Source organism: Methanothrix sp., from assembly GCF_024518575.1.
GTDB lineage: Archaea > Halobacteriota > Methanosarcinia > Methanotrichales > Methanotrichaceae > Methanothrix_B.
Map to the genome: position 1 here is coordinate 45428 of NZ_JANIHG010000001.1, position 23762 is coordinate 69189.

Here is a 23762-nt window from a genome sequence, read left to right on the forward strand (position 1 = left end):
CGAAAGGACATCTAGCGGAGCGGTACTTCCTTAAATGACGTGGACTCAAAGAGCACACAATCTCGCTGAGGATAGAGGCATCGATGGTGCGCATGGACCCGTGCATCTATATCTAGATGTTAACCACCTTTATTCAGATCTGATGGCTCAAATGCAATCGATTTTGCGTGATGTTCTGATAAATTAAATCAAAAATGTCTCAGTCCCTGAAAGATCGAAGATATCATAAATACGTAACAGTTATAAGTAATTAGATTACTATGTCTCTAGCATCTTTGGGAGGGGCTCTGATAGAAGAAACAAACCTCGGGCATGAGGAGCAGGAGGAGATCCTGAGCAGGTTCGTGAAGCCGAACAAGGATATTCTGATCCTCTCAATACTCAGAGAGCGTCCGATGTGCGGCTACGACCTCATCAAGGAGATCTACAAGAGGTACAATGTTCTTCTGAGTCAGGGTACTGTGTATCCCATACTCTACTCGATGGAGGCTGAGGGCATTCTGAGAGCGGAATATAGCAGAGGCAATATGAGAACCAAGTTTTACTCGCTTACTCCAAAGGGGCAAGAGGTGATGAGGCTAAAGATGGGTAGTATGGTCAACGCTCTGGAGTACCTACTCTCGTTTTTGAAGGAATGATGCTGAGAACGTGTGTTGAAGGTCTGGATCGCGTGCTGGAGACAGATCCCCCTCCTGCCTCTGTCTTGCTGGTGACCGGAGGGGAGGGCACGTTGAAGTCCAGCCTGGTGCTGGCGATGATGTCTCGATACCTCGAGTTCAGCGGGGGGCATGGTCTCTATACGAGCCTCGAGCAGACTAGGGAGAGCCATGTCAGGAACATGGAGAGCATCGGAATAAGATGCCATGAGCATCTGCACATATTCGACTACAGGGATATGCGGGTGGAGTGGAGGGAGCAAAGCCTTGACATGTTCAGGGTGACGAGGGATATCCTCGATACATACCTGGAGAAGTATCGTGATCTCATGATCTTCGCCATAGACTCTCTCAATGCTCTTTACACATTATCTCCAAAGGCGGATCTTCGCAGAAATATCTATGACTTCCTGACAGAGCTCAAGGACAGAGGCCTGACATCCATTCTGATACTAGAGACGGACGGGGGCGCGGGGAACAGTGGGGAGAAGTTTCTCTCGGATGGCATAATAGAGGTGGGCGTGATCGAGAGCACAGAGGGCGTCAAGAGGTATCTTCAGATCAGAAAGATGCGCGGAGCGAGACATCAGATGGAGAAGCACCACCTCGTGGTGAAGCCAGGCGGCCTCGAGGTTCTCGGCCCGATATACGGATGAGTGCGCAGACGTTTCCGATCGGGCATCTCTGAGAGCTGATATTCGTAACATCTCAAGGTGGATTACAGGTCTCTATTCGACCTCAAGTTCTTTCAGGATTTGAGAATCATCTTGATACATTTCATGAGACATAACACGAAATTATTTCAGACAGATGACAAGGTATTTTTTCTCAGGCTAAAAGATATCATCAGGAGGTCCTGATGGTTGTTCGTCATAGATGATCTTCTTCTGAGAAGCGTCGGCATCTCCGTCCCGGGCCTCGATCTGATCTGGACGCTGGAGCAGATCAGAGGATACGCCCAGCGCGAGCTGTACAACCCTGAGCGGATCAGGAATCAGATAAAGGAGATAAGGCTGCTGTACGAGTTCGGAGAGCTGAGCCACGAGGAGTACTTGGAGAGGACTGAGCAGCTGATGCAGAGGCTCAGGATAGCGGAGGAGTTGCAGAGGTGATCCGCAGTGATGCCTGATCAATGCTCTGAGTGCACAATCAGAGCGTTCTGGAGGAGAATGTAATGGTACTTCCTGAGAAGGATTCGGACCGCGGGCTGGCCGGCGCGATCGACCGGATACTCGACAAGGGGCTGGTGATAAATGCGGACATCACCGTCTCCGTGGCCGGAGTCGAGCTGCTCGGAATAAAGGTTAGGGCTGCGCTTGCATCATTCGAGACGGCTGCAAAATACGGCCTGGAGTTTCCATCCGGGATCAGCTGCACGACCGCTGCGTGGCGGGATGCGATGCTCGACAAGGAGGAGTGCCCGCAGTGCGGAAAGAAGGTGCAGCGCGAGGAGCTTCTGCACGAGGGCTGCCCGTGGTGTGGATGGACGAGCGCGCTGGCCAGGGATAGGATGCTGAAGATGCCATTCGTTTTAAAAGATGACTATGGAACCTGAGAGGTGCACAAACGCAGGCCTTGTCGATCTCCTCGACAGGATACTGGACAAGGGGGTCGTGCTGAATGCGGATGTGATCATATCAGTCGCCGGTGTGCCACTGATCGGCCTCAACCTCAGGGCTGCGCTTGCAGGTATGGACACCATGCTCAGGTACGGCATATGGGAGGACTGGGATGCGGCCCAGAGAGCATGGGAGACGGAGAGGCGAAAGCTGAGAGATCCCACCAGGAACCTTCTGAGTGGAGGCGAGGAGATACGCCTGAGGGCCTTCGGCACGTGCTGGCACTCCACTGGAATATACCAGGCCTGGAGGCCCGGAGAGATCTGTGTCACGAACAGACGAATTTTTGCGTTCAGAAAGGAGCCCTTCGAGATACTTTTCGCAGCATGCTACGAGGATATAGAGGGGTTTGCCGTAGAACGGGAAGAGATCATGGCAAATGGAGAGACAGAGTGCCTGCATATCCACCTGAAGGATGGCACGATGACAAAGCTCCATTCAGAAGACGTTCATTCGCTCAAAGATGCTGCCGAAAGTGAGATGTGCGCCCTTGGATTGCTCCGGGAAGGGTATGGTGGGAGGAGCCAGATCCCGAACATGAGCGATGCGGTTTGCGAGAGGGAAAGAGTTCTGTTGAGGCTCTGAAATCCCTGGAGCATAACATGTCCCTAACCATCGATGAGAACAACCTGAAGCAGGGCCTCCTCGGGCTCGTCATAGCGCTCGTCGAGGTTATAAGAGATGCCCTTCGAATACAGGCAATCAGGCGGATGGAGTCGGGACTTCTAACCGAGGATGAGATGAACAGGCTTGGGGAGGCTCTGATGGAGCTGGACATCGCGATAGAGGAGATAAAAAGAGAGCAGGGGATAACGGAATCCGTAAAGGCGGTCCGTGACGGCCTGGATGAGATCGTGGACGATCTCCTGGACAGAATGATCAATCCGGAGAGGTGGAGGGAGGAGGTGGAGCATGAACGATGAGCTCAGAGAGGCGATCGCTGGTATTGTCAGGGAGGAGATCAGGTCGGTAGGGGAGGAGATGGCTTCTGTGATATCAGAGGTCGTTCGATCCGAGCTCATGCCTGCACTCAGGGCTGCGATAAGAGAGGCGATAGCGAGAGAGCTGAAACTCTATGCATCCGCATCTAGCGTCGAATCGGGTGATATCTCTAAGGGCAGCGATCTGTCACTTCCAAATGGCGTAGGGCGATCAGCCACAGGATCAGAGCCGGAGGCAGCTGAGATCGCGAGGCCTGCGGATGGGACAGGGCTTTACCTCTACGGGCTTGCAGATGCGAGCACAGCTACGAGCCTTGGCAGAATAGGAATCGAGGGGTGTGAGGTATACACAATCCCGCATGAGGGCATATCGGCGATAGTTCATATCTGCCCATTAGAGCCATACAAGAGCGATGATGATGAGACTGTAAAGAGATGGGTTAAAACGCACCAGCAGGTCTTAGACCTCGCAGCCGATAGGTTCGGAACTGTGCTGCCATTCGGCTTCGACACGATAATAGCGCCGAAGGACACCCTCACAGCTGAGGAGGTCCTGAAGAGATGGATCTCGGATGAGCTCGATGATATAAGGAGGAAGATGGATGGGATACGGGGCAAGAGGGAGTACGGAATTCAGATATTCTACGATCCAGCCGTCTTCAGCGAGAGGATCGAGAAGGAGAGCGAGGAGGTGCGGAGAATAAAGGAGGAGATAGCGTCCAAACCACCCGGGATCGCATACATGTACAGGCAGAAGCTCGAGACCGCTGTTAGAAGGAAGATGGATGAGCTGATGGGCGCGTACTTCAAGGATTTTTACGACATGATCAGCGGGAAGGTCGATGATATCAAGGTAGAGAAGGTGAAGAAGACCGATGGGGAGATGGTCATGATGATGAACCTCTCTGTGCTCGCCAGCGACGAGAAGGCCCTTGGCCAGGTCCTTGATGAGATAGATGGAGAGCCGGGGATCTCGGTTCGCTTCACAGGGCCGTGGCAGCCATATTCTTTCGTCTGACTGGCGACTCTGTTTTGCCGAAAGCGCTCCAGGGGGAAGGTGTTCGAGAATTCGGCTGTGTATTTGTATTATTGAAATCAACAGCATTTGGCCTCACATGCTGTGTTGAATAATTAAGAGCTCTAAGGTCGAGAGCTATCGATTTTTACTAGAATTGCAATTCGTATGAATCCCGCCTCTACTATCGGGTTCTCAAACATTATTCAACACAGCAGCCTCACAGAATTCATGAGGAATTGTGCATTTTGGCAGCGATTCCCGGGAGGCGATCCGATGAGCCCACGGCCCGATCATCTTCGAGGACCGATACGTTTATCTGACCCTTCTGTTCTCTACCCATTGAGGGCAGGTAGATCAGCTGGAAGATCGCTACCTTGGCATGGTAGAGGCCTCGGGTCCGAATCCCGACCTGTCCATTACATCGAGTTCTGTTTGAAAAATCAAAGCGAGGATTGTCTCTCCTCATCCGTTAACCCAACTTGCTCGCCGGCGTCTTATCAGCAACGTGATTTGGTCGAGCGCTTCTGGCAGCTCAACGTTATGCCCTCTCCTGGCTGATGGGGGTGCTCAACCCATGTGACAGGAGAGGCCGAAAGGATGAGCGCTTTGATGTGCTTCATCGATAGCTTCTGGCTCTTTGACACAAGTCCGGTGATGATCCTCAGAACCATCAGCTCTGAGCCTCGCTCAGAAGCGTGAAGTATCTTCTGATTATCTCCCTGTGCTTCGGTGGCAGGCTCTCGATATAAACCTCAGATGGGACCGCGACCCCCTGGCCCGGCGGGCCCGCTCTGAAAAGCCGCTCCGTCGCCTCGGTGGGCCTTGCCCTGGATCCAACGCCTGATCCCGGATAGAGCTCAAGCTCCAGTTTGGTCTCAGAGAGCACAGCAAGAGAGGGTTTGCCGTATATGCTGACGTTATCCCTTATCTCAGACACAGGCTGCTTTGAGCCGAGAAGGTCTTCCGCGATCTCTCTTATCCCGCCAACCACTCCGAGATTCGCAGGCGTGATCTCCTCCGAGATGCTGCTGGATACCACAACCGCAAGTGTCAGCATGGCGAATACCAGCAGCAACCTCTTGTGGAGCCTGCTGGTGTCGAGAATATCCCTATCTGATATCCCGGAAAGTATGTGCCTGAGCTCCTGCGCTAGGCTCCTCATCACTATGCTGTCATGAAATCTATTATCGTAAGCTGCCTTCAGCTTCTCGGAGAGTCCCTCCTCAAAGAGATCGAAGACTCTGATCCTGCGCCTTCTTCTTATGAAGTGCGAGATTATCGTTCCAATTACGAGCGATACGACGACTGGTGAATGCTCTAGCGGCGTGCCGCTCCAGTAGAACCTGAAGTAAGCCACAACGCCTATCGGTATGAAGATGATGTAAAGAGCGATGGCGATCGCCAGCGCCTCCAGTGCGGATATCTTCCTCTCGAATCCCCTGCAGGCATCGCTGAGCCTCTTCAGATCCAGCAGAAACTCATATGTGACGATCTCAGATCTCTGTGGCATTGCTGCGATCCTCAGATGCACGGCATCCAGTCGACGCTGATCTCCCCTGCTGTGCTGTTGTTCCAGAGCTGGATGAACTTCTCTATGGAGAACACCCCTGTCAGATCCTCGATGCTGCGGCCGTACACCCCTCTCGAATCGGCTGATAGCCATCCGATGTGCGCGCTCCCGATCACATTCGATCTGATGTTCGCCTCGAGGACGCCGTTCTGTGAAGGCTGGGCAGTGCCGCCAGAGATGGTTCTCACCTCCGTGAACCTCTCCAGCCGCTCCACACTCGTGTAGCTCTCGGAGAGCGCCGAGCCGCCGCTCACAATGAACAGGCTCTCCGAGAACCTCGGATCCTGGCCCGCCGCATAGTTCACCGGCACAGGGAATGCGCAAGAGATGCCCACGAACACCACACACAGAGCAATCAGAGCCGATGCTTTCATGCTTTAACGGTACACATTCGTCGATTAAATACTAATCGCGCCCCTGCTCTCCGGACAGGATCGACTTCCCCTCATCGACCACTATGTAATCCTTTATCGCACAGACCGCGCTGAAGGGGATTCGAACAAATCTGCCGTCCGCCCTGTACTTCACGCGGCTCAGGTTGCGGTCAGGTTTGACAACAAGATCCACGAGCTCGCCTGTATCCAGATTGAAGGTTATGTTCTCCAGCTCTCCCAGGACGATGCCATCCACTGTGACTATCTCCTTGCCGGCGAGATCCGAGGCGAAGATCTTCTTCATAATACCTCCTGAGTGCAGGGATTGCAGGGGCTCTCCAGAAGCATCCGAATCCATCACCTGTAACCTATGAGCGAGCTCGACTCGACCCTGCCGCCGCCCCTGAACCGCTCGCTTATCCTCTCGTAGTAGCTTATCATGCTCTCCTCCACGCTCGGCCTGACCCTCTTCAGGGCCTCAAGGTAGTGCCTCATCTCGACGATCTTTGCGTTCTCGTTCTCTCTGAGCGCGAGCAGCACAGCCTCTCTGCACAGAGCGCCGAGATCTGCGCCGACGTATCCGTCTGTGAGATCCGCAAGCTCCTCAATGCTGACATCCTCTGCGTTTGGAATTCTGGAGGTGTGAATCCTGAGGATCTCCAGCCTGCCGTCACGATCCGGCGGGCCGATCATTATCAGCCTGTCGAACCGTCCCGAGCGGAGAAGAGCCGGGTCTATCATGTCAGGCCTGTTGGTCGCTCCGATCACGATCACGTTCTTCAGATCCTCCAGGCCGTCCATCTCTGCCAGCAGCTGGTTGACGACACGCTCGGTGACACGCGACCCATCGTCCATGCCTCTCATGGGCGCTATCGCATCGAGCTCATCGAAGAATATTATCGCGGGCGAGACCTGCTTCGCCTTTCTGAATATCTCCCTTATCGCCCTCTCAGACTCCCCCACCCACTTCGAGAGGAGCTGCGGTCCTCTGACGGAGATGAAGTTCGCGTTCGTCTCGTTTGCCACCGCCTGCGCTATGAGTGTCTTGCCCGTTCCCGGCGGGCCGTAGAGCAGTATGCCCTTCGGGGGCTTTATCCCCATCTGCTCAAACCTCTCAGGTCTCTTTAGAGGCCACTCTATCGCCTCTATCAGCTCCTGCTTGATCTGCCCCAGTCCGCCGACGCTCTCCCAGGTGACCTTCGGAAGCTCCACCAGAACCTCCCTCATCGCGCTCGGCTCGATCTCCTTTAGCGCCATCTCAAAGTCATCCCTGGTAACCTTCATGCTCTCCACGATCTCAGGGGGTATATCGTCCTCTGTTCCGAGGTCCGGGAGGTACCTGCGGAGAGCCTTCATCGCGGCCTCCTTGCAGAGAGCGGCGATGTCTGCCCCGACGAACCCGTGAGTCCGGTTCGCCAGCTCCTCGAGGTTCACGTCATCTGCAAGCGGCATGTTCCTCACGTGGATCTGGAGTATCTCCACGCGATCGTCCCTGTCGGGAACGCCGATCTCGATCTCCCTGTCGAATCTGCCGGGCCGCCGCAGCGCTGGATCTATGGCGTCTATCCGGTTCGTGGCACCTATTACCACGAGCTGGCCGCGCTCCTTGAGCCCGTCCATCATCGCAAGGAGCTGCGCCACCACCCTCCTCTCGACCTCTCCAGTGACCTCGCTGCGCTTCGGAGCTATCGAATCAAGCTCGTCTATGAATATTATGGAGGGCGTGTTGCTGTTCGCCTCCTCGAATATCTCGCGGAGCCTCTGCTCGCTCTCTCCGTAGTACTTGGACATTATCTCTGGTCCTGCGATGCTGAAGAAGCTGGCTCCGCTCTCATTGGCAACTGCCTTCGCTATCAGGGTCTTTCCTGTGCCCGGCGGCCCGTAGAGAAGAACGCCCTTTGGCGGATCGATCCCCAGCTTTCTGAAGACCTCCGGGTGCTTCATGGGAAGCTCGATCATCTCCCTGACCCGCTGGACCTCGGCCCGCAGCCCTCCGACGCTCTCGTATGTGACTCCGGTCGCCTTTATCGAGCCGACGCCGCGCGCAGGCTTGTCCATCAGGAGTATCTCGGTCCGGTCTGTTATCACGACGATCCCGCCGGGATCAGTGGCTGTCACAACGAGGGGGATAGCCTCCATCCTGCCCAGGAATGCCTGGCCGGATGTGCTCATCACCGGCAGTATATCGCCCGCGACCACAGGACGCTTGAGGGTCTGTCTCTTTATCATATCCACCGCGTCCGGGCCGAACTGCATGTGCGAGCCAGCGGGCGGTGCCAGGACTATCCTGGTCGCGTCGCTGTATCTGGCCTTTCTCACCTTCACGCGATCGCTTATCCCAACTCCCGCGTTCTGCCTGATGAAGCCATCTATTCTTATATAATCTTGAATCCAGTCCTGCCTGTCCGCGCGCCAGACCTTAGCTGCTGTGATCTTCTTCCCCTCTATCTCTATGATATCTCCCGGGGAGAGGCGCAGGGTAAGAAGCGCGCTCGGATCGAGCCTGGCTATGCCTCTGGCAGAGTCGTTCGGATAGGCCTTCGCCACCTTGAGCTGAAGTTCTTTGACTTCCCACACGATACGTGATTATATGATTAACATTATTTAGATTTATCTAGCAGGAGCGAGGAGCAGCAGGTCGGCTGATGCTAAGGCCAGTCAGTTTTGCAGTGTAGGGGGTTGTCGGCAAAACGATCCGCAGCTATCCTCCAGACTGCAAAAACCGCCCGGCCTTTCACGCCAGCCAGGATGTGCTGAGCTATACCGCCGGCTGCTGCTGCGTCACGCAGTGAACTGTGCCGAGGCCGTAGACCATTGCCCGCGCGTCGATTCCCACGACCTCTCTCTCAGGAAAGATTGCACCAATGATGCCCAGAGCCCTCTCGTCGTTCCTGTGGCCGAATACCGGGACGAGCACCGCTCTGTTCCCGATGTAGAAGTTTGCGTAGCTTGCGGGCAGCCTCTGCTCATCTCCAACATAACCAGGCATCGGCAGGCGGATCACCTCAAGCGGGTTTCCATCCTGGTCTGTCTCATGTCTGAGAATCTCGCAGTTCTCCCGCAAAGGCTCATGGTTCTCATCATCTTCATCATCCTCGAATGCGACGACCACCCTTCTGGGGGATACAAATCTCGCCACATCATCGATATGCCCATCGGTGTCATCGCCTGCTATTCCCCTCCTGAGCCAGATTATCTTTCTGACCCCCAGATACTCCCTCAGGCAGAACTCTATGTCCCATTTACTCATGTGAGGATTCCTGTTCGGATTCAGAAGGCACTGCTCTGTGGTAAGGAGCGTTCCGGAGCCGTTGACGTCTATCGACCCGCCCTCAAGCACGACCCCCGGGCGGAAGCACCTGACGCCAAGATCGCGCGCGATGTGACATGGTATCTTCACATCGCCCATGAGCTCGCAGTACTTCCCACCCCATGCGTTGAAGCTCCAGGCGACCATCCCAAGGCGTTTTTCGTTTCTGTTCACGACAAATGTGGGGCCGTAGTCTCTGAACCAGACGTCCGCGTAATCTATGGTGTGAATTCTCAGGCGGCTCATCCTGACATCCCGCTGGAGGATATGCTCCACCCGCTCGCGCATCTCCTCATCTCTCACCAGCAGGTTCACGATCTCTCCAACATGGAGCGCTTTTATCATCGAGAGGTATGCCCGCTCCACAGACTCGATATCCTGGAATGTATCGGTGTCATGGGGCCAGGCGAGCCAGACTGCATCATGCCTCTCCCACTCCGCCGGCATGTGGTAGCCCTCGCCCCTCGGCGTCGCAGAGCGCCTCTCAGGATCCATCACAAGGGTGCGGTATGCATCAGGCCGCCTGTTCCTGAGGAACCCCCAACCCTCCCTGACCATCAAGTTCTTCGAGAGATCGAGATCTGCGAGAACGATCTCCTCATCAGAGCCGGCATGGGCGATGAAGCTCCCGAACGAGTCGCATACGAACGATCCTCCCCAGAATTCTATCTCGCCCTCCCCGCCCACCCTGTTCACTGCGGCCACGTGCACTCCATTCGCTATCGCATGACCGCGCTGGACCGTCTCCCAGGCGGCCTGCCAGTCGCCCTCTGCCTCCTCCACGCCTCTTATCCTGCCGATGGCGGTCGGATAGAAAATTATGTCCGCACCTTCCAGTACGACAGAGCGGGCCGCCTCCGGGAACCACTGGTCATAGCATATCAGTACCGCGAGAGAGGCATGGCGCGTCCGGAAGACCCTGAAGCCGTCCCCCTGGGAGAAGTATCTCTTTTCATAGAACATCGGGTCGCATGGTATGTGGGACTTCCTGTAGACGCCTGCGATCGAGCCGTCAGCATCGATGACAGCTGCAGAATTGTAGTAAATGCTGCCACACCGCTCGAAGAGCGGGACTATCACAACCACATTCCTCAGGGCCGCTAGCCTCGAGAATGCGGTGGTCGATTCACCTGGGATCGTCTCAGCGTAGTGCTGGACCTGGGCACTCTCCTCCCTGGGAAAGTACGGCGTCCTGTAGAGCTCCGGAAGGCAGACGATCTCCGCGCCCCTCTCCGCAGCACTCTCTACCAGATCTACAGCCCTAGCTAGATTGAGGTCCAGGTCCTCAGTGACTCTGGTCTGGACAAGACCCACCCTCACCATGGATCTGCTCGCAGCATCAGGATTCTGCAGTGACTGTCGGCTCCGGCACAGCAGCTGGCTGTGGGACCTCTCCAGGCCCTGCAAGTATCTCCGTCTTCCTTATCTCGACTCTCCGGAGGGGATAAACAGCTTTCGCGTCCTTGTATATATCAAGCGATAGCTTGCCCAGCACGACCTCCTGGATGAGGCCATTGAGGTCTATGTTCCCGGCCTTGGAGAGTATGACCTGCCGCGAGATCTCCCTTATGGCCTTGACCTGATTCGCTCTGGCCCTCTTGACGGTGAAACAGCTCGGCTTGACCCTGACCAGATACCCATCGCTTGTCATCACATCGACCACGGCATCGATACGCGATGTCCTGCGCTTGACGAGGGATCTGATGTAATCTGTGGTCATCTCGTGACCGATGAACTTCGTGTATGCTGTGTCACCGGCCACAGCATCTATCTTGAACCTGAGCTTTGTGTTCTGCTTCGAGAAGTTGTTTGTAAGGTCGCCCAGCGTGGTCTCGATCACACGGCCGAGAAGCTTGTTCGGGTCGTTTGCGAGCGTCTCGCCAACAGGCGTGCGCCCGAACATCTCAGGTGCGAGGACCTTGTACCACTGCTTGACCTTTGCCCTTTCTACTTTCCTCTGTACCCTTCTAGCCAATAAACATCCTCCAGACAATGAATAGCAATCCGAGATCCAATCAGGCTAACCATATATAAGCTTATCCAGTGGCAGCCGGGTCCCGGTAAGCAGAAAATTGTAAAATGAGATCGATCCGCCTAATTGTTCAGCTCAAGGGTTTTGGATAACGTGCCCGCCTCGAGGCTGAGCAGTTGACCGATCCATTATCGATCCTGCAGAGCTTCCCATCTCAGCGATTCATGCATGCAACTCATCGGAGGGTATCAGGGAGGACTCTGACCAGGTGCGCATCATGGCACGATCTTCGAGATATCGAGCTCCAGGATATCTGAGGCGCCTGCCTTCTTGAGCTGTGGTATCAGCAGATTGATATCATTTTTATCGACGACGCTCTCGATCGCATAGTAGCCCGAGTTGTAGAGCTTTGAGATCGTGGGGTGCTTCATGCTTGGGAGTATTGAGATGACCTGCTCTATGTTCTTCTCCGATACATTCATCTTGAGCAGGGCTTTGCCTCTGGCCCTGATCACCGCTGAGAGCAGGGTCTCCACAGCCTCGATCTCCTCTCTCTTGGATGGATCTGACCAGCTCTGCTGGTTTGCTATCAGCTCTGAGGTCGACTCCATTATGACGTCGATTATCTTCAGCCCGTTCTTGATCAGTGTAGAGCCTGTCTCCGTGAGATCTACAACAACATCCGTGAGCTCCGGAACCTTCGCCTCGGTGGCCCCGTAGGAGAACTGCACCTCAACCGGTATGCCCAAATTCTCGAAATAGCTTCTGGTGATGTTCGGGTACTCTGTCGCGACCCTGCTGCCCGGCGGTATCTCTCTGGAGGAGCTGATCGGCATCGACTCTGGCACCGCGACGACGACCTTAACAACCCCAGGCCCCTGTTTTCCGTAGTTCAGGTTGGCCACGGTCACAACATCTGCTCCGGACTCAACAATCCAGTCTGTGCCTGAGATGCCCAGATCGAAGTATCCCTTGCTCACATAGGTCGGGATCTCCTGCGGCCTCAGTATCTTCACCTTGCCAATTCTGGGGTCGTTTATCCTGGCGTTGTACTCCCTCTCCGTCCTGCGCACCTCAAGGCCCGCTCTCTCGAAGAGCTCGAGCGTCTGGTTGAGCAGGCTACCCTTTGGAATTGCTATGTCTATCATGGGCTATCCACACACCCCTCAGAACAGGGAAGATATATGTTTTGCAGGGGGTAGATCACACCAGCCTTATCGTCTCCAGGTTCATCGGAGCCGATGTCGGTATCCTGTACTTCTTGTATATCGAGCTCGCGAGATCCAGGCAGTTGCTCTCATCGCCGTGGTTTGTGATTATCCTGCTGGGCTTGGGATAGACCCTTCTCACGTACTCCATGAGCTGATTCCTGTCAGAGTGGCCCGAGAATCCATCCACGGTGATTACATCCATGTTCATCTTGACCGTCTGAGTCTTCCCCTCGACAGTGAGCGGTATCTCCTTCCATCCCTTCTGGATCCTTCTCCCAAGAGTGCCCTCGGCCTGGTATCCGACTATCACGAGCGTGTTCTTCTCGTCCGGCCCGAGACCCTTGAGGTACTCCATTATCGGCCCGCCGTTCAGCATGCCGCTTGTGGCCAGGATGACCGCAGGCTCGCCATTTATGATCTCGTCCCTCTGCTTGGAGTTCTCGACCTGGACGAAACACTCGGCGAGGAACGGGTTTATCCCCTTGTGGAAGATCATGTCTCGCAGCTCATTGTTAAGGTACTCCGGATAGCTTGTGTGTATCGCTGTGGCCTCGTAGATCATGCCGTCCAGGTAGACGGGGAACTCCTCGATCAGGCCCTTCCGTATTGCCTCCTCGAGCACCACCATCACCTCCTGGCTCCTGCCGACAGCGAACGCAGGTATCACAACCTTCCCGCCCCTGCCTATGGTCTCCCTGACGACTCTGAGCAGGTGATTTTCAGCGTCCTTTCTCGAAGGCTGAATGCTGTTGGCTCCTCCGTATGTCGCCTCTATCACAAGAGTCTCAAGCCTGGGGAAGCTGTTGACTGCAGGGTCAAAAAGCCGCGTCCTCTCGTACTTGAAGTCGCCTGTGAATGCGACATTGTACAGACCGTCGCCGATGTGGAAGTGCGCTATCGCAGATCCAAGGATGTGCCCTGCGTTATGCATCGTGAGCTTTGTGTCAGGAGCGATATCTGTGACGTCTCCGTAGTTCAGGGTTATCGTGTGCTTCAGAGCCTCTCGTATCATCGATGATTCATAGGGAAGCCTCTTGCCCTCGCGCCCAGCCACCTCGATGTAGTCAAGCTGTAGAAGCACATACAGATCTCTTGTGGGCGGCGTGCAGTAAATGGGCCCCTCGTAGCCGTACTTGTAAAGCATCGGGACGAGCCCGGAGTGATCGAGGTGAGCATGCGTTAACACAACCGCATCGATCTGGCTCAGCGGATAGACCTCGGGAACATAAAGGTATGGAGTCGCGCTGTCATCAGATCCGACGTTTATCCCACAGTCGATGATGATCTTCGACTCCGGGGTCGAGAGAAGCATACAGCTCCTTCCGACCTCCCGGCATCCGCCGAGCGTCGATATCCTGACCCACTGATCCTTCGAGGCTATATCTCTGTGTATCTTCCTGCCGATGGATCTGAGTATGCTCTTGCGCTCGGTCTGAACAGATCTCAGGTAGTCCTTGATGTTTGCGATGGTCGACGACCTGACCGGCGGAGTCCTCACCACCTTTGGCGTCCAGCCTATCAGCTTGGTTATCTCCCTCAGTGTTGCGCCGTGCCTCCCGATGACCAGCCCGGGTTTCTCGGCCTCTATGATCACCTCACCGGTCTCCCCATCGAAGTAGTAGTTTGTGAGAGCCGCCTCCTTCGGCACGACCTCCTGTATCCTCTTTATGGCCTCCTCAGGGTCCATCAGCACCTTCAGATCTGGCCTGACCACAACCCTCTTCCGGAGGTCCTTGGCCAGGGATCGTATGATCTCACCGTCGTCAGCAAGCCGCCTCGGATCGTCTGTGTATATTACCAGCTCAGGGCCCTCAAACTCCAGACCTGTGACGTTAATATCTGCAGGCAACTTGCTCTGAATCCTGCGCCTGAGCTCTGATAGAACATCCTCAACCGACAAAAGAACACACCCAAAAATAGTTCAAAGAGATCTCACGATCTCCTCCACCTCGGAGGTTGGAACTTCCTCATATCTGTCCTTTGTGATCCTCACGAGAGCTATACCATTGCCCGAGGCCGAGTCGCGCTTCATGGCAGTGTGGACCGCCCTGACACACAGCACCGAACCTTCCTTAATGCTGAGACCAGGCTTGTAAAGAGACTCCAGAACGCCATACGCAATGGGCGAGCCTGAGCCTGTGGAGACGATGTCGTGCTCCTCTATCTGTCCCCCAAGCGCATCGAGTGAGAATATCTTCGGCCCCATCTTGTCAACGCCACCGACCACAAGCTGCACCAGAAACGGGAAGTACCGGCGCGCGCTGAGGATGTTCGAGAGGAGAGATGTTATGGCTTTAATGGTGAGCGGCTCGCCCCTCTGCATCCTGTAGAGCCTCGCCTCAGCCTGTATCATCCTCACAAGGGCCTGGGCATCGCCAACAACCCCTGCAGTGGTAAGCCCTACGAGGTCGTCGATCTGGTAGATCTTCTTAGCTGTCCTGCTGGCTATAAAGCTGCCCATGGTGGCACGGCTCTCTGAGGCGAGAACCACACCCCCATCACAGACTATGCCAACCGTTGTTGTACCTTTGAACGCCTCGACCATCTAGATACCTCGTACTAAAACTAGAAAACGACAGGCTCTCATCTATTCCGGTCCATATATAAACTTTCTCATCCGAGGGGGGACCTATGGCACTGCTCTTGTAATTTGTCGCCGAGTTCGCATCGATTTCAGACGCACGCGACTCTGGATGTGGTGTTATGCAGGTGCACGATTCATGACAATTTGGTTGTTCAAGCACACGGCCGCAGCGCCCGTTGGGAAGCAGAATCCAGGAGCTTAATGTTTCATAATTTTTAAGAAAATTTATCAAATATCTTTTTATAAGAAATTTCTTATCTGGTTTTCAGGTGATTTGATTGGCAATAGATGCAGGGGATACAGCCTGGATCATGATCTCAGCTGCACTGGTGATGCTCATGACGCCAGGCGTCGGCCTGTTCTACGGCGGGCTTGTCCGCTCCAAGTCTGTGATCTCGATGATATCTCTGTCGATCCTGGCGATCTCTCTGGCCAGCATACAATGGGTGCTGGTTGGATACAGCCTGGCATTCGGCTCAGATATCCTGGGCATCATAGGTGGTCTGGATTTCATCTTAATGCGCAACGTTGGAATGAGCGAGGGCCCTCTGGCCGGAACGGTTCCGCATCTGGCGTACATGATGTTCCAGCTGGTCTTCGCGGCCGTAACCCTTGCCATACTCACATCTGCTGTGGCCGAGCGGATCAAGCTCAGCTCGTTCATAGTGCTGAGCCTGCTCTGGACGACAGTGGTGTACGATCCGCTGGCACACTGGGTGTGGGCGGGCGGCTGGCTCGCGGGCCTCGGAGCCCTCGACTTTGCGGGCGGAACTGTGGTTCACATAAGCTCAGGCTTCTCCGCGCTTGCGATCGCCCTTGTCATAGGAAAGAGGGCGGGGTTTGATACCTACGTCCTGGAGCCTCACAACATACCCATGGCGATGATAGGCGCTGCCCTCCTATGGTTCGGATGGTTCGGGTTCAACGCAGGCTCGGCGCTAACCGCTGGAGGCCTCGCTGCCAGCGCATTTGTGGTGACAAACACATCTGCAGCAGCAGGAGCAATCGCATGGCTCCTGGGCAGCTGGGTTAGAGGCAAGCCAAGTGCTCTGGGCATGGTCAGCGGAGCCATAGCAGGGCTGGTGGCGATAACGCCGGCTGCCGGATACGTCGACACCATATCAGCTCTGCTGATAGGAGCATTCGCAGGGCTCCTCTGCTACTCAGCTCTCCTCTTCCGCGTCGGCGTCGGGCTGGACGAGAGCCTGGACGCCTGGGCGGTTCACGGCGTCGGCGGGCTGTGGGGAGCATTGGCGACAGGGATATTCGCAAACCCTGCTGTGAACAGCTACGCAGGACTGATACACGGGAACCCGGGGCAGTTCACGGCCCAGATCGTGGCAGCACTGGCGTCTGTGGCATATGCTTTCGTTATGTCCTACGTGCTGGCCAGGCTGGTGGATGCCACCCTTGGTCTCAGGGTGACGGAGGATGAGGAGTATGTCGGTCTTGATATCGCCGTGCATGGCGAGAAGGCATATGCGTGAGGTATCAGGATGATGAAGATAGAGGCGATAATCAGAGAGGAGCGGCTCGGGCATGTGAAGACGGCCCTAGAGGAGAAGGGCTTCGTGGCCATGACGGTGACGAGAGTGCTGGGAAGGGGCGAGCAGAAGGGGATCCGGCTCCAGTATCGCGGCGGGAGCATCGAGGTCGACATGCTCCCGAAGCTGAAGATCGAGATGTTTGTCAGAGATGAGGATGTGGAGACGGTGATGAGAACGATATGCGACTCTGCAAGAACAGGAAGGTTCGGAGACGGCAGAATCTTCGTCCTGCCTGTTGTGATGTCCGGAAAGGTGAGGACCGGAGAGGTGGAGGGGATGATGCAATAGGAAGAGACGCTGCTTGTCAAGGCGCCCTTCTTTATTCTTTTGCTCTTGTCCATACTATAACTTGTCCGTGTGGGCAGCGGTCCCGTATGCGTTCATGGGTGGTAAAGTGTGTGTTTACCAGACTGCTTTGCGTGACCCCATTTGCCAGATGCCTTAGAGCATATCGTTTTTTTGGTCGGGAGCTTGAACAACCGAAAAACTCTCAGGATAATCAGTGTGCACTGACACAATACCGTATCCAGAGTTGCATGTGTCTTAGCTCGATTGTATGGAGCACAAGAGCCGGTTTTTCCCCGCAAAGGGCACATTGTCCATCGATCCAGATAATCGGCAGCTTGAGCCTCTATACCCGGATCTCAGTGGCTCATGACCTCCACATCTGGCCACACAGCAAGAACTCTCACTTTAAGGGAAATGTGGTCTGATATTATCTGTAACACAAAATTTATGTAAATAATTCCATATTACAATAAAATAGATACAAAATTTAAACTATACAATAAAATTTAAACAAGTTATTTCGTTTTTTTAATAATTAATAATAAATTGTGTATGCACTAAAAAGTACAATTTTAAAAAATAAATTATTTTTGTACAAATTTGTTTTAAATTTTATTCACATTAATTTGCATGTAACATTTGAGGGAGCACAGACCGGGAAGATAAATCAACCTTACAGCAGCCAAGTCTTGGATTCCTATCATTGGATGGTCTGACAGAAAATCAGCATCTTACGGCACAATATATCACAAATGCGGTTGATCTCAATTATGTGATTACACAGCGTGCATCCTTAATGCACATCTTGGGGATGGCATGCTTGGTGTTTCTGTTCTACTGGTGAGCTGTGTTTCGGTCTCTCACCCCCCAGAAAAACACATGCGCGAGCTGAATCGTGTGCGTGGCTCGGAAACATGTGGAGCTGCCCGCATCTATTCACATATCATATGGTATCAGCCCCGATGCCCTTCTTGAAAACACCATTTTTGCAATCCCAGTTATTCCAAATGATATGTGAATTTGCCCCTCATGGCGCGCATACCCTTCCCTCACCGCACAGAAAACAGCTCTTGAGGGAGATTCAGAGATCAGAGACCCATTGTGCCTATAATATATGAGAACAAAATGCTTCTCTCAAGTAATTTCATGTATAAATTATAAAATAAATTTCACGTCTTTCACTTAAACATTAAAAGGCAAAAATTGATTTATACTATTACGTTCATTTATAAAGATAATTTGAAATAAGGTAAATATTTTTGCTAAAGGAGGTGCAGATCACAAATTTTTGTAATTCATATTGATATTATGTTTAAATTATGTATATTACTAATAATGATCTATAAAAACAAAATAATTTCTAAGTTACATAAAAATTTTGAAAAATTATAAAATAATATTTAAAACATATAAAATCTATTTTTATTATTTAAAAGAATATTTTCAAAATTTTAAAAGTTACTTGTTTTTATTTTTATCGCAAATTTTTTAAAATTAGATTGCATACTCCAAAAGTGAGAGTTTATTGAGATAAATATAAATTTTATAAATTTACTTTGGGAAATTGGTCTGCTAGATCTCATCGATCGCATCACGAACACGGGCTGCTGGCAACAAATCGCTTATATCTCTTGAGAAATATCATCTGGCATTGAGGTGTGAGTCATGGTACGATGGAGCGCTGATCGGGGCCTGCAGGCGAGAATGCTTCTGACGATGTTCCTGCTTGCGGCTGTATACCTGATATTCATCAACGTCATACTTGCCATGGGTGTTGGTATACAGGGAGTCGTCCTGATCATGGGCGTATTTCTCTTCATACAGTACTTCTACTCGGACAAAATAGCCCTTGCCAGCGTCGGCGCGCGGATCGTCTCTGAGACCGAGGCTCCGGAGCTGCACGAGCTTGTGGGGAGGCTCTGCGCCATAGCAGGGCTGCCAAAGCCAAGGATAGCGATTGTTCGCACAGATGTACCCAATGCATTCGCCACCGGCCGGAGCCAGTCAAGCTCCGTGGTCGCGGTCACCACAGGTCTTCTCAGAAGACTTGACAAAAGCGAGCTTGAGGCTGTTCTAGCACACGAGCTATCGCACATCAAAAACAGAGATGTTGCGGTGATGACGATAGCGAGCTTCCTCTCGACAGTGGCATCTCTGATAGTCCAGAATATCTTCTTCCTCGGCGACAGGCGTGACCGTGAATCGGGCAGCCTCGTAGCGGTGTGGATCGTATCTCTGATTGTGTGGATTGTGAGCTTCATACTCATAAGAGCGCTATCAAGGTACAGGGAGTTCTCTGCGGACAGGGGTGCTGCGATAATCACTGGAAGACCATCAGCTCTCGTATCCGCACTCATGAAGATCAGCGGAACCATGGCCAGGATCCCCCGAGAGGATCTGAGAAGGGTCGAGGGGATGAACGCGTTCTTCATAATTCCCACAGGCGCCATAGCGAACCTGCTCTCAACACATCCGCCCATCGAGGCGAGAATAGCGGCGCTCGAGCGGCTTGAGAGGGAGATCCTCTGATGGGCTTCCTCGACTTTCTTCTCGGCTCCACAAAGCTGCCACAGCCCAAGTCGGAGAGGCTCTTCGCCATAGCCACAGCAAGGATCACGCTCGAGGCGAAGCTGGGGCTGAAGCCAACGGGAAACGCAGCGATATGCATAAAGCCTCTCGAGTCATCGACTTACGAGCGCACGCGCGCCGAGATAGAGGACCTGCTCCGGCTGGGATCAAGAGAGGCAGGGACGGCGTACCGCCTTGAGAATGACAGTTACGGCTACCTGTGGGTTGTGCTCATGGATCCCGAGTTCGAGGATCTCGTCTCAGGGGTTCACATGGTTGTTAGAAGTCTCACAGACAGCGGTCTCGGCCAGCAGCTTTTATGCGCTGTGTATCCGTTCTCCAATGGCTTCAAGGTTTACTGGATTTTCAGCTTCAAGCTGGGCGCATATTATCCGTTCGTCCCCTCCAGCGAAAAACCCGGGCGGGAGCGTGATGGCGCACTGGAGCTAAGGCTGAGGTCTGTGATGGCGGAAGAACTTCCCATTGAAAAGGATGTGGCGCGGTGGTACCCGATATGGGAGATGCCGCTCTAATCCTCTATCAGACCCTGTCCTCTGAATATGCCCTTCGCCTCCTCGAACGTCAGATCAGAAGGCGGGAGTATCAGATCAGATTTTACGATCTCTGTCGCGTCCAGCGGCTCGCAACGCTCCCTGATCAGGGAGATCATGCGTATCAGCTCGTTCCGGAATCCCTCTCTGTCGCCCTTCTTCACAAGCTCCACGATGCGGTTGTCTATTGCGTTCAGATCCTCGAGAATGTTATCAGGTGCCCTGTACTGCCCCTCGCCCAGGATCCTGATGATCATCTAGTCTCACCCCTCAGCTTGGCCAGCTCAGCCTCGACAGCGCCTGACGCCTTGACCTTTGAGAGCTCCCTCTCGAGAGCGTCCCCGCCGGTGTAGTCCTCGAGAACACCCTTCTCGAGGAGATCGTCGAGCGCTGCGGCGCGGGCCTTCATCCCTTCAGTCTTCTCCTCGGCGCGCTGTATCGCCAGGCCGACGTCGGCGAGCTCCTCGCTTATGCCAGTCACAGACTCGCTCACCTTGACCTGCGCCTCTGCCGCGGAGTATTGCGCCTTTATCGCCTCCTTCCTGGCGCGAAGCGTCTCGATCTTCGTCGAGAGGCGCGTCTCAACAGCGATGAGCTTCTGCTCCTCGCGATCGAGATCGGCGATCTGCGAATCTAGGATATCTATCTGGTTCTGGAGCGATACCTTTCTTTCAAGCGCCTGCCTTGCGAGATCCTCTCTTCCGGAACTCAGGGCTTCGCGAGCCTTACCTTCGAGCTGCTCTGCGCTCTGCGCAAGCCTGGCGCGCTGGAGCTCCAGGCGTTTCTTCGAGGTGGCGACCTCTGCGATGCCCCTCTTGACGTTCTGCAGAAGCTCGAGCTGCTTCTCGTAAGAGTAATCAAGCACCTCTCTCGGATCCTCCATCCTGTCCATTATCCTGCTCATCTTCGACTTGACGATCATTCCCATGCGATCTAATAGACCCATCTATAATCCTCCTGTTGGCCCCTTCAAGCAACGCATCTTATGGCCCGAGCGCAACCTCTAAGGGAAAACGTTATAAGCTGGACGCTCTATCAGACACCACGTTCGCGGGCTCGTAGCTTAGCCTGGCGGAGCGCACGGCTGATAACCGTGAGGTCACGCGTTCGAATCGCGTCGGGCCCATCTATTTTTTCATCTCTTTGTTATATCGCCCTCTATGATCGTGTTCATCACGTAATCAAACCCAATGTTGTCGCACCATCCAGCCTTCTCAAATATCCCCATGAAACAGACTCCCATGACGCTTTTGTGTGGAATCTTACCAAGAAGCTGTTTCATATCCTCGATGCTGACGCCGATCTTCGGCATGGCCATTCCTCCGAGGACCACGAGAACATCAGCGTCCGGAGGGCACATCTCGCCGAGCTCCATTCCGTACTCGGTGGCTATGACCCTGCGCGTCTTCTCAGCGCTCAGCCCCGGCACGAATGCAAGCCTCTTCTCCCTTACAGGATAACCCAGGAAGAGCGCAAATGGTGTGCAGAAGCCGGGAGATCCTATGAACGTGATGCTCTCGAACTCCTTCACCATGTCCCTGAAACCGTTCAGCATTCCTCCAAGCCCTTTAATGTCCTGTACCTTTTCCATATTCGAGACCTCCAGTTACTGTATCATCCATTATTAGTATTATATGTCTCCCTCGCACAGCGCCACTAAACCGCGACCGAGTTTCCCATCTAAGCTTCTGTGTTTGTGGGCGCTGATTATTGGCACACTGTTCAGCGGTTCTGGCACGAGAACAGGATTTCTGTGGGCTCATTCAATAAGCGTGTCGGCAATCCGCTAGTTCGACTGGATCTGCAAAATATGCTGTGTTGAATAATGTTTGAGAATCCGATAGCAGAGGCTCGATTCATACGAATTGCAATTCTAGTAAAAATCGATAGCTATCGACCTTAGAGCTCTTAATTATTCAACACAGCAGCAAAACACAAATATTAAAACGCACTAGAGGATTCCTATTAACTTATTTATGATAACAGGTGTGAGGTGCAGGCCGAACTGCTATGTGACAATGATGTTAAGAAGCCTCCGGAAAAGCAGAACGCAGGCCTGATAACGCCCTCAGCAGCGAGCTCGAAGAGCGGATGGACACGGCGGGATTCGGACCCGCGGCCTCTACCTTGCGAAGGTAGCGATCTTCCAGCTGATCTACGTGCCCGCAAATTGGGAGGTCAGATGAGGCCTACCTCCTCGACCTCGACTGATTCCACGCCCTTCACCTTTGAGAACGCCGCCTCAACCTCTGCTGTCCCGCCGCCAGTTTTGTCATCGAGAAGTACAACGGCTATCAGCGCCTTGAGGCCGAAGGCGATCGGTCGCACATCCATTGCGTGGAGCTTTGCTGATGCTGGAACAACCGACCTGATAGATTCCTTCAGGGATTCCATGTCTATCTCAGTGCTCTCAGGCATGATTCTGATCTTCGCAGCTACAGTTCCCATCTATAACACCTCATGGACCAGTGAACCCACAGCTTTTGCATGTGTAGATATTGCTCTGCTTCTTGCATCTGTTGCATCTGGCGATGATCTCACCACAGCTCGGACATGGAAATCTGACGCCTCCGGTGCCAAGCAGGGTAACACCGCACGATATACACTTCTCTGGTACGTCTTTCATGCTTCTCCGCTCACTCCTTCTTGACGTCCTGCTATAAACTTTGCGATCTGACTCTCTCAAAGAGCCTGGACAAATGCATTCGACGTTGTCGATGCAGCTGCAATCATTCGCGGTTATTCATGCTGGAATCATGAGTTTCATGCCATTTGATGTCGAATCCCTGCATTCAAAGATTAGATCCCACGATACAAAGGAGGCAGATTCACGGAGGAGTAAGAGGATGTTAACAGCCCGCAGCAGCTTACTACCAGATCACAGTCCCGCGGCATCTCTCAGGCAGCTCCTCCACCATCGCGATGAGTTCAGCGGGCGAGGAGCCGTTGAGAACGAAGCATCTCATCTCGCAGGAATCGATTATCCTCAGAGAGCCCTGATCTATGCAGCTCTGATGCCCCATGAGCGAAGAGGCTCTCACATCTGGCACCAGCTTCCCCGAAATCAGGACACCATCGACATCAGTCACCTTTATCATGTCCGAGCCGAGGCGGCATGCCACAAGCGCCGCGATGGCGTCTGATGTGTAATCCCAGCTGTGCTCCAGCCCCCTGTCTTTCTCAAGGAGATACCTGTACGGCCTCAGGATCCGCACACCCTGAGAGAGATTTGGAGCATCCACAAGCTCCGCTCCGGTCCCGTCTGCCAGGAGATACGCGTACTCCTCCATGGCTAGAACCGCCATCCAGTGCGCGGCCTCGTCGCTCACCATGCCCCTGTTATGAAGAGATCTCACAAGATCCGCCATCGGGCCGCCGCCTGGAACCACCAGAAAGCCGTATCCCCTCTCGGCGAGAATGGAGAGCCTCCGAACGATCTCCTTCGCGCATTCGATCAAACTTCCGCCGATCTTCACAACATAACGCATGTGCATATTTTTAAAGAGCTGGATAGGCCTTCATCTTCGCACATGCCCCTCTCAGGACGTGTGCG

Annotated in this window: 26 protein-coding genes and 3 tRNA genes; 13 read left to right on the forward strand and 16 right to left on the reverse strand. The window is 53.7% G+C overall.

The annotated features are described in order from the left end of the window. Window positions 1–260 precede the first annotated feature (260 nt). The 8 genes from NQU42_RS00300 (at window position 261) to NQU42_RS00335 (ending at window position 4650) form a co-directional block, all read left to right on the forward strand. A complete protein-coding gene (locus NQU42_RS00300) occupies window positions 261–638 on the forward strand; it encodes a PadR family transcriptional regulator (RefSeq protein ID WP_296608072.1) in 378 nt (125 codons plus the stop codon). Further along, on the forward strand, window positions 635–1312 hold the full coding sequence (locus tag NQU42_RS00305; protein ID WP_296608074.1) for an ATPase domain-containing protein: 678 nt from the start codon (window positions 635–637) through the stop codon (window positions 1310–1312). Before NQU42_RS00300 ends, NQU42_RS00305 begins: the two co-directional genes overlap by 4 nt. 207 nt (window positions 1313–1519) lie before the next feature. Then, complete coding sequence (locus NQU42_RS00310; protein ID WP_296608076.1) at window positions 1520–1768, forward strand: gas vesicle protein GvpG; 249 nt, start codon at window positions 1520–1522, stop codon at window positions 1766–1768. 62 nt (window positions 1769–1830) lie between these two features. Beyond that, window positions 1831–2211 (forward strand): gas vesicle protein, encoded by a 381-nt coding sequence (locus NQU42_RS00315; protein WP_296608077.1) that lies wholly within the window; start codon window positions 1831–1833, stop codon window positions 2209–2211. After that, complete coding sequence (locus tag NQU42_RS00320; protein ID WP_296608079.1) at window positions 2201–2860, forward strand: gas vesicle protein; 660 nt, start codon at window positions 2201–2203, stop codon at window positions 2858–2860. The genes NQU42_RS00315 and NQU42_RS00320 overlap by 11 nt, the downstream gene beginning before the upstream one ends. A gap of 17 nt (window positions 2861–2877) precedes the next feature. After that, a complete protein-coding gene (locus tag NQU42_RS00325) occupies window positions 2878–3198 on the forward strand; it encodes a gas vesicle protein K (RefSeq protein WP_296608080.1) in 321 nt (106 codons plus the stop codon). Then, the gene (locus tag NQU42_RS00330; RefSeq protein WP_296608082.1) at window positions 3188–4234 is read left to right on the forward strand and encodes a GvpL/GvpF family gas vesicle protein; all 1047 of its coding nucleotides are present in this window, start codon (window positions 3188–3190) and stop codon (window positions 4232–4234) included. Before NQU42_RS00325 ends, NQU42_RS00330 begins: the two co-directional genes overlap by 11 nt. 343 nt (window positions 4235–4577) lie before the next feature. Beyond that, a tRNA-Ala gene (locus NQU42_RS00335) sits at window positions 4578–4650 on the forward strand. A 254-nt stretch (window positions 4651–4904) separates the two neighbouring features. Here NQU42_RS00335 and NQU42_RS00340 read toward each other — a convergent pair. The 9 genes from NQU42_RS00340 to psmB all read right to left on the reverse strand — a co-directional run bounded on the left by NQU42_RS00340 (window position 4905) and on the right by psmB (window position 15216). Beyond that, window positions 4905–5744 (reverse strand): hypothetical protein, encoded by an 840-nt coding sequence (locus NQU42_RS00340; protein ID WP_296608083.1) that lies wholly within the window; start codon window positions 5742–5744, stop codon window positions 4905–4907. Window positions 5745–5755: 11 nt separating this feature from the next. Beyond that, window positions 5756–6178 (reverse strand): hypothetical protein, encoded by a 423-nt coding sequence (locus NQU42_RS00345; protein WP_296608085.1) that lies wholly within the window; start codon window positions 6176–6178, stop codon window positions 5756–5758. 31 nt (window positions 6179–6209) lie between these two features. Continuing rightward, entirely contained in the window at window positions 6210–6482 is a 273-nt protein-coding gene (locus tag NQU42_RS00350; RefSeq protein ID WP_296608087.1) for a PRC-barrel domain-containing protein, read from the reverse strand. A 53-nt stretch (window positions 6483–6535) separates the two neighbouring features. Then, complete coding sequence (locus NQU42_RS00355) at window positions 6536–8755, reverse strand: CDC48 family AAA ATPase (protein WP_296608089.1); 2220 nt, start codon at window positions 8753–8755, stop codon at window positions 6536–6538. A gap of 181 nt (window positions 8756–8936) precedes the next feature. Then, window positions 8937–10811 carry an agmatine deiminase family protein gene (locus tag NQU42_RS00360; protein ID WP_296608090.1) on the reverse strand — a complete coding sequence of 625 codons (1875 nt, stop codon included), beginning with the start codon at window positions 10809–10811 and terminating at the stop codon, window positions 8937–8939. A 16-nt stretch (window positions 10812–10827) separates the two neighbouring features. Next, window positions 10828–11463: a 30S ribosomal protein S3ae gene (locus tag NQU42_RS00365; protein WP_296608092.1), complete on the reverse strand. Its 636-nt coding sequence runs from the start codon at window positions 11461–11463 to the stop codon at window positions 10828–10830. 272 nt (window positions 11464–11735) lie between these two features. Then, entirely contained in the window at window positions 11736–12608 is an 873-nt protein-coding gene (hisG, locus tag NQU42_RS00370; protein WP_296608093.1) for an ATP phosphoribosyltransferase, read from the reverse strand. Between the two features lie 55 nt (window positions 12609–12663). Next, on the reverse strand, window positions 12664–14571 hold the full coding sequence (locus NQU42_RS00375; protein ID WP_296608094.1) for a beta-CASP ribonuclease aCPSF1: 1908 nt from the start codon (window positions 14569–14571) through the stop codon (window positions 12664–12666). A gap of 21 nt (window positions 14572–14592) precedes the next feature. Next, a complete protein-coding gene (gene psmB, locus NQU42_RS00380) occupies window positions 14593–15216 on the reverse strand; it encodes an archaeal proteasome endopeptidase complex subunit beta (RefSeq protein ID WP_296608095.1) in 624 nt (207 codons plus the stop codon). A gap of 317 nt (window positions 15217–15533) precedes the next feature. Between psmB and NQU42_RS00385 the strand changes: the two genes are divergently transcribed. From NQU42_RS00385 to NQU42_RS00400, 4 genes are all read left to right on the forward strand, one after another. Then, the gene (locus NQU42_RS00385) at window positions 15534–16742 is read left to right on the forward strand and encodes an ammonium transporter (protein ID WP_296608096.1); all 1209 of its coding nucleotides are present in this window, start codon (window positions 15534–15536) and stop codon (window positions 16740–16742) included. Between the two features lie 9 nt (window positions 16743–16751). Next, entirely contained in the window at window positions 16752–17090 is a 339-nt protein-coding gene (locus NQU42_RS00390) for a P-II family nitrogen regulator (RefSeq protein ID WP_296608098.1), read from the forward strand. Between the two features lie 1665 nt (window positions 17091–18755). Then, a complete protein-coding gene (gene htpX / locus NQU42_RS00395) occupies window positions 18756–19619 on the forward strand; it encodes a zinc metalloprotease HtpX (RefSeq protein WP_296608099.1) in 864 nt (287 codons plus the stop codon). Next, window positions 19619–20191 carry a hypothetical protein gene (locus NQU42_RS00400; RefSeq protein ID WP_296608101.1) on the forward strand — a complete coding sequence of 191 codons (573 nt, stop codon included), beginning with the start codon at window positions 19619–19621 and terminating at the stop codon, window positions 20189–20191. Before htpX ends, NQU42_RS00400 begins: the two co-directional genes overlap by 1 nt. Here NQU42_RS00400 and NQU42_RS00405 read toward each other — a convergent pair. Both NQU42_RS00405 and NQU42_RS00410 read right to left on the reverse strand, forming a co-directional pair. Next, complete coding sequence (locus NQU42_RS00405) at window positions 20188–20466, reverse strand: hypothetical protein (RefSeq protein ID WP_296608102.1); 279 nt, start codon at window positions 20464–20466, stop codon at window positions 20188–20190. The genes NQU42_RS00400 and NQU42_RS00405 overlap by 4 nt on opposite strands. Continuing rightward, window positions 20463–21155: a PspA/IM30 family protein gene (locus NQU42_RS00410; protein ID WP_296608104.1), complete on the reverse strand. Its 693-nt coding sequence runs from the start codon at window positions 21153–21155 to the stop codon at window positions 20463–20465. Before NQU42_RS00410 ends, NQU42_RS00405 begins: the two co-directional genes overlap by 4 nt. Window positions 21156–21261: 106 nt before the next feature. Between NQU42_RS00410 and NQU42_RS00415 the strand changes: the two genes are divergently transcribed. Further along, a tRNA-Ile gene (locus tag NQU42_RS00415) sits at window positions 21262–21335 on the forward strand. 9 nt (window positions 21336–21344) lie between these two features. On the opposite strand, the gene NQU42_RS00420 is transcribed toward NQU42_RS00415, so the two are convergent. The 5 genes from NQU42_RS00420 to NQU42_RS00440 all read right to left on the reverse strand — a co-directional run bounded on the left by NQU42_RS00420 (window position 21345) and on the right by NQU42_RS00440 (window position 23697). Next, window positions 21345–21800, reverse strand: a complete 456-nt coding sequence (locus NQU42_RS00420; protein ID WP_296608105.1) for a DUF2124 domain-containing protein — start codon at window positions 21798–21800, stop codon at window positions 21345–21347. A gap of 501 nt (window positions 21801–22301) precedes the next feature. Continuing rightward, window positions 22302–22374: transfer RNA gene (locus NQU42_RS00425), tRNA-Ala, on the reverse strand. 13 nt (window positions 22375–22387) lie between these two features. Further along, a complete protein-coding gene (locus NQU42_RS00430; protein WP_296608106.1) occupies window positions 22388–22657 on the reverse strand; it encodes an elongation factor 1-beta in 270 nt (89 codons plus the stop codon). A gap of 10 nt (window positions 22658–22667) precedes the next feature. Further along, window positions 22668–22835, reverse strand: coding sequence for an HVO_2753 family zinc finger protein (locus tag NQU42_RS00435; protein ID WP_296608108.1), 168 nt, complete (start codon window positions 22833–22835; stop codon window positions 22668–22670). Window positions 22836–23079: 244 nt separating this feature from the next. Further along, window positions 23080–23697 (reverse strand): uridylate kinase, encoded by a 618-nt coding sequence (locus NQU42_RS00440; RefSeq protein WP_296608109.1) that lies wholly within the window; start codon window positions 23695–23697, stop codon window positions 23080–23082. Between the last annotated feature and the right edge of the window lie 65 nt (window positions 23698–23762).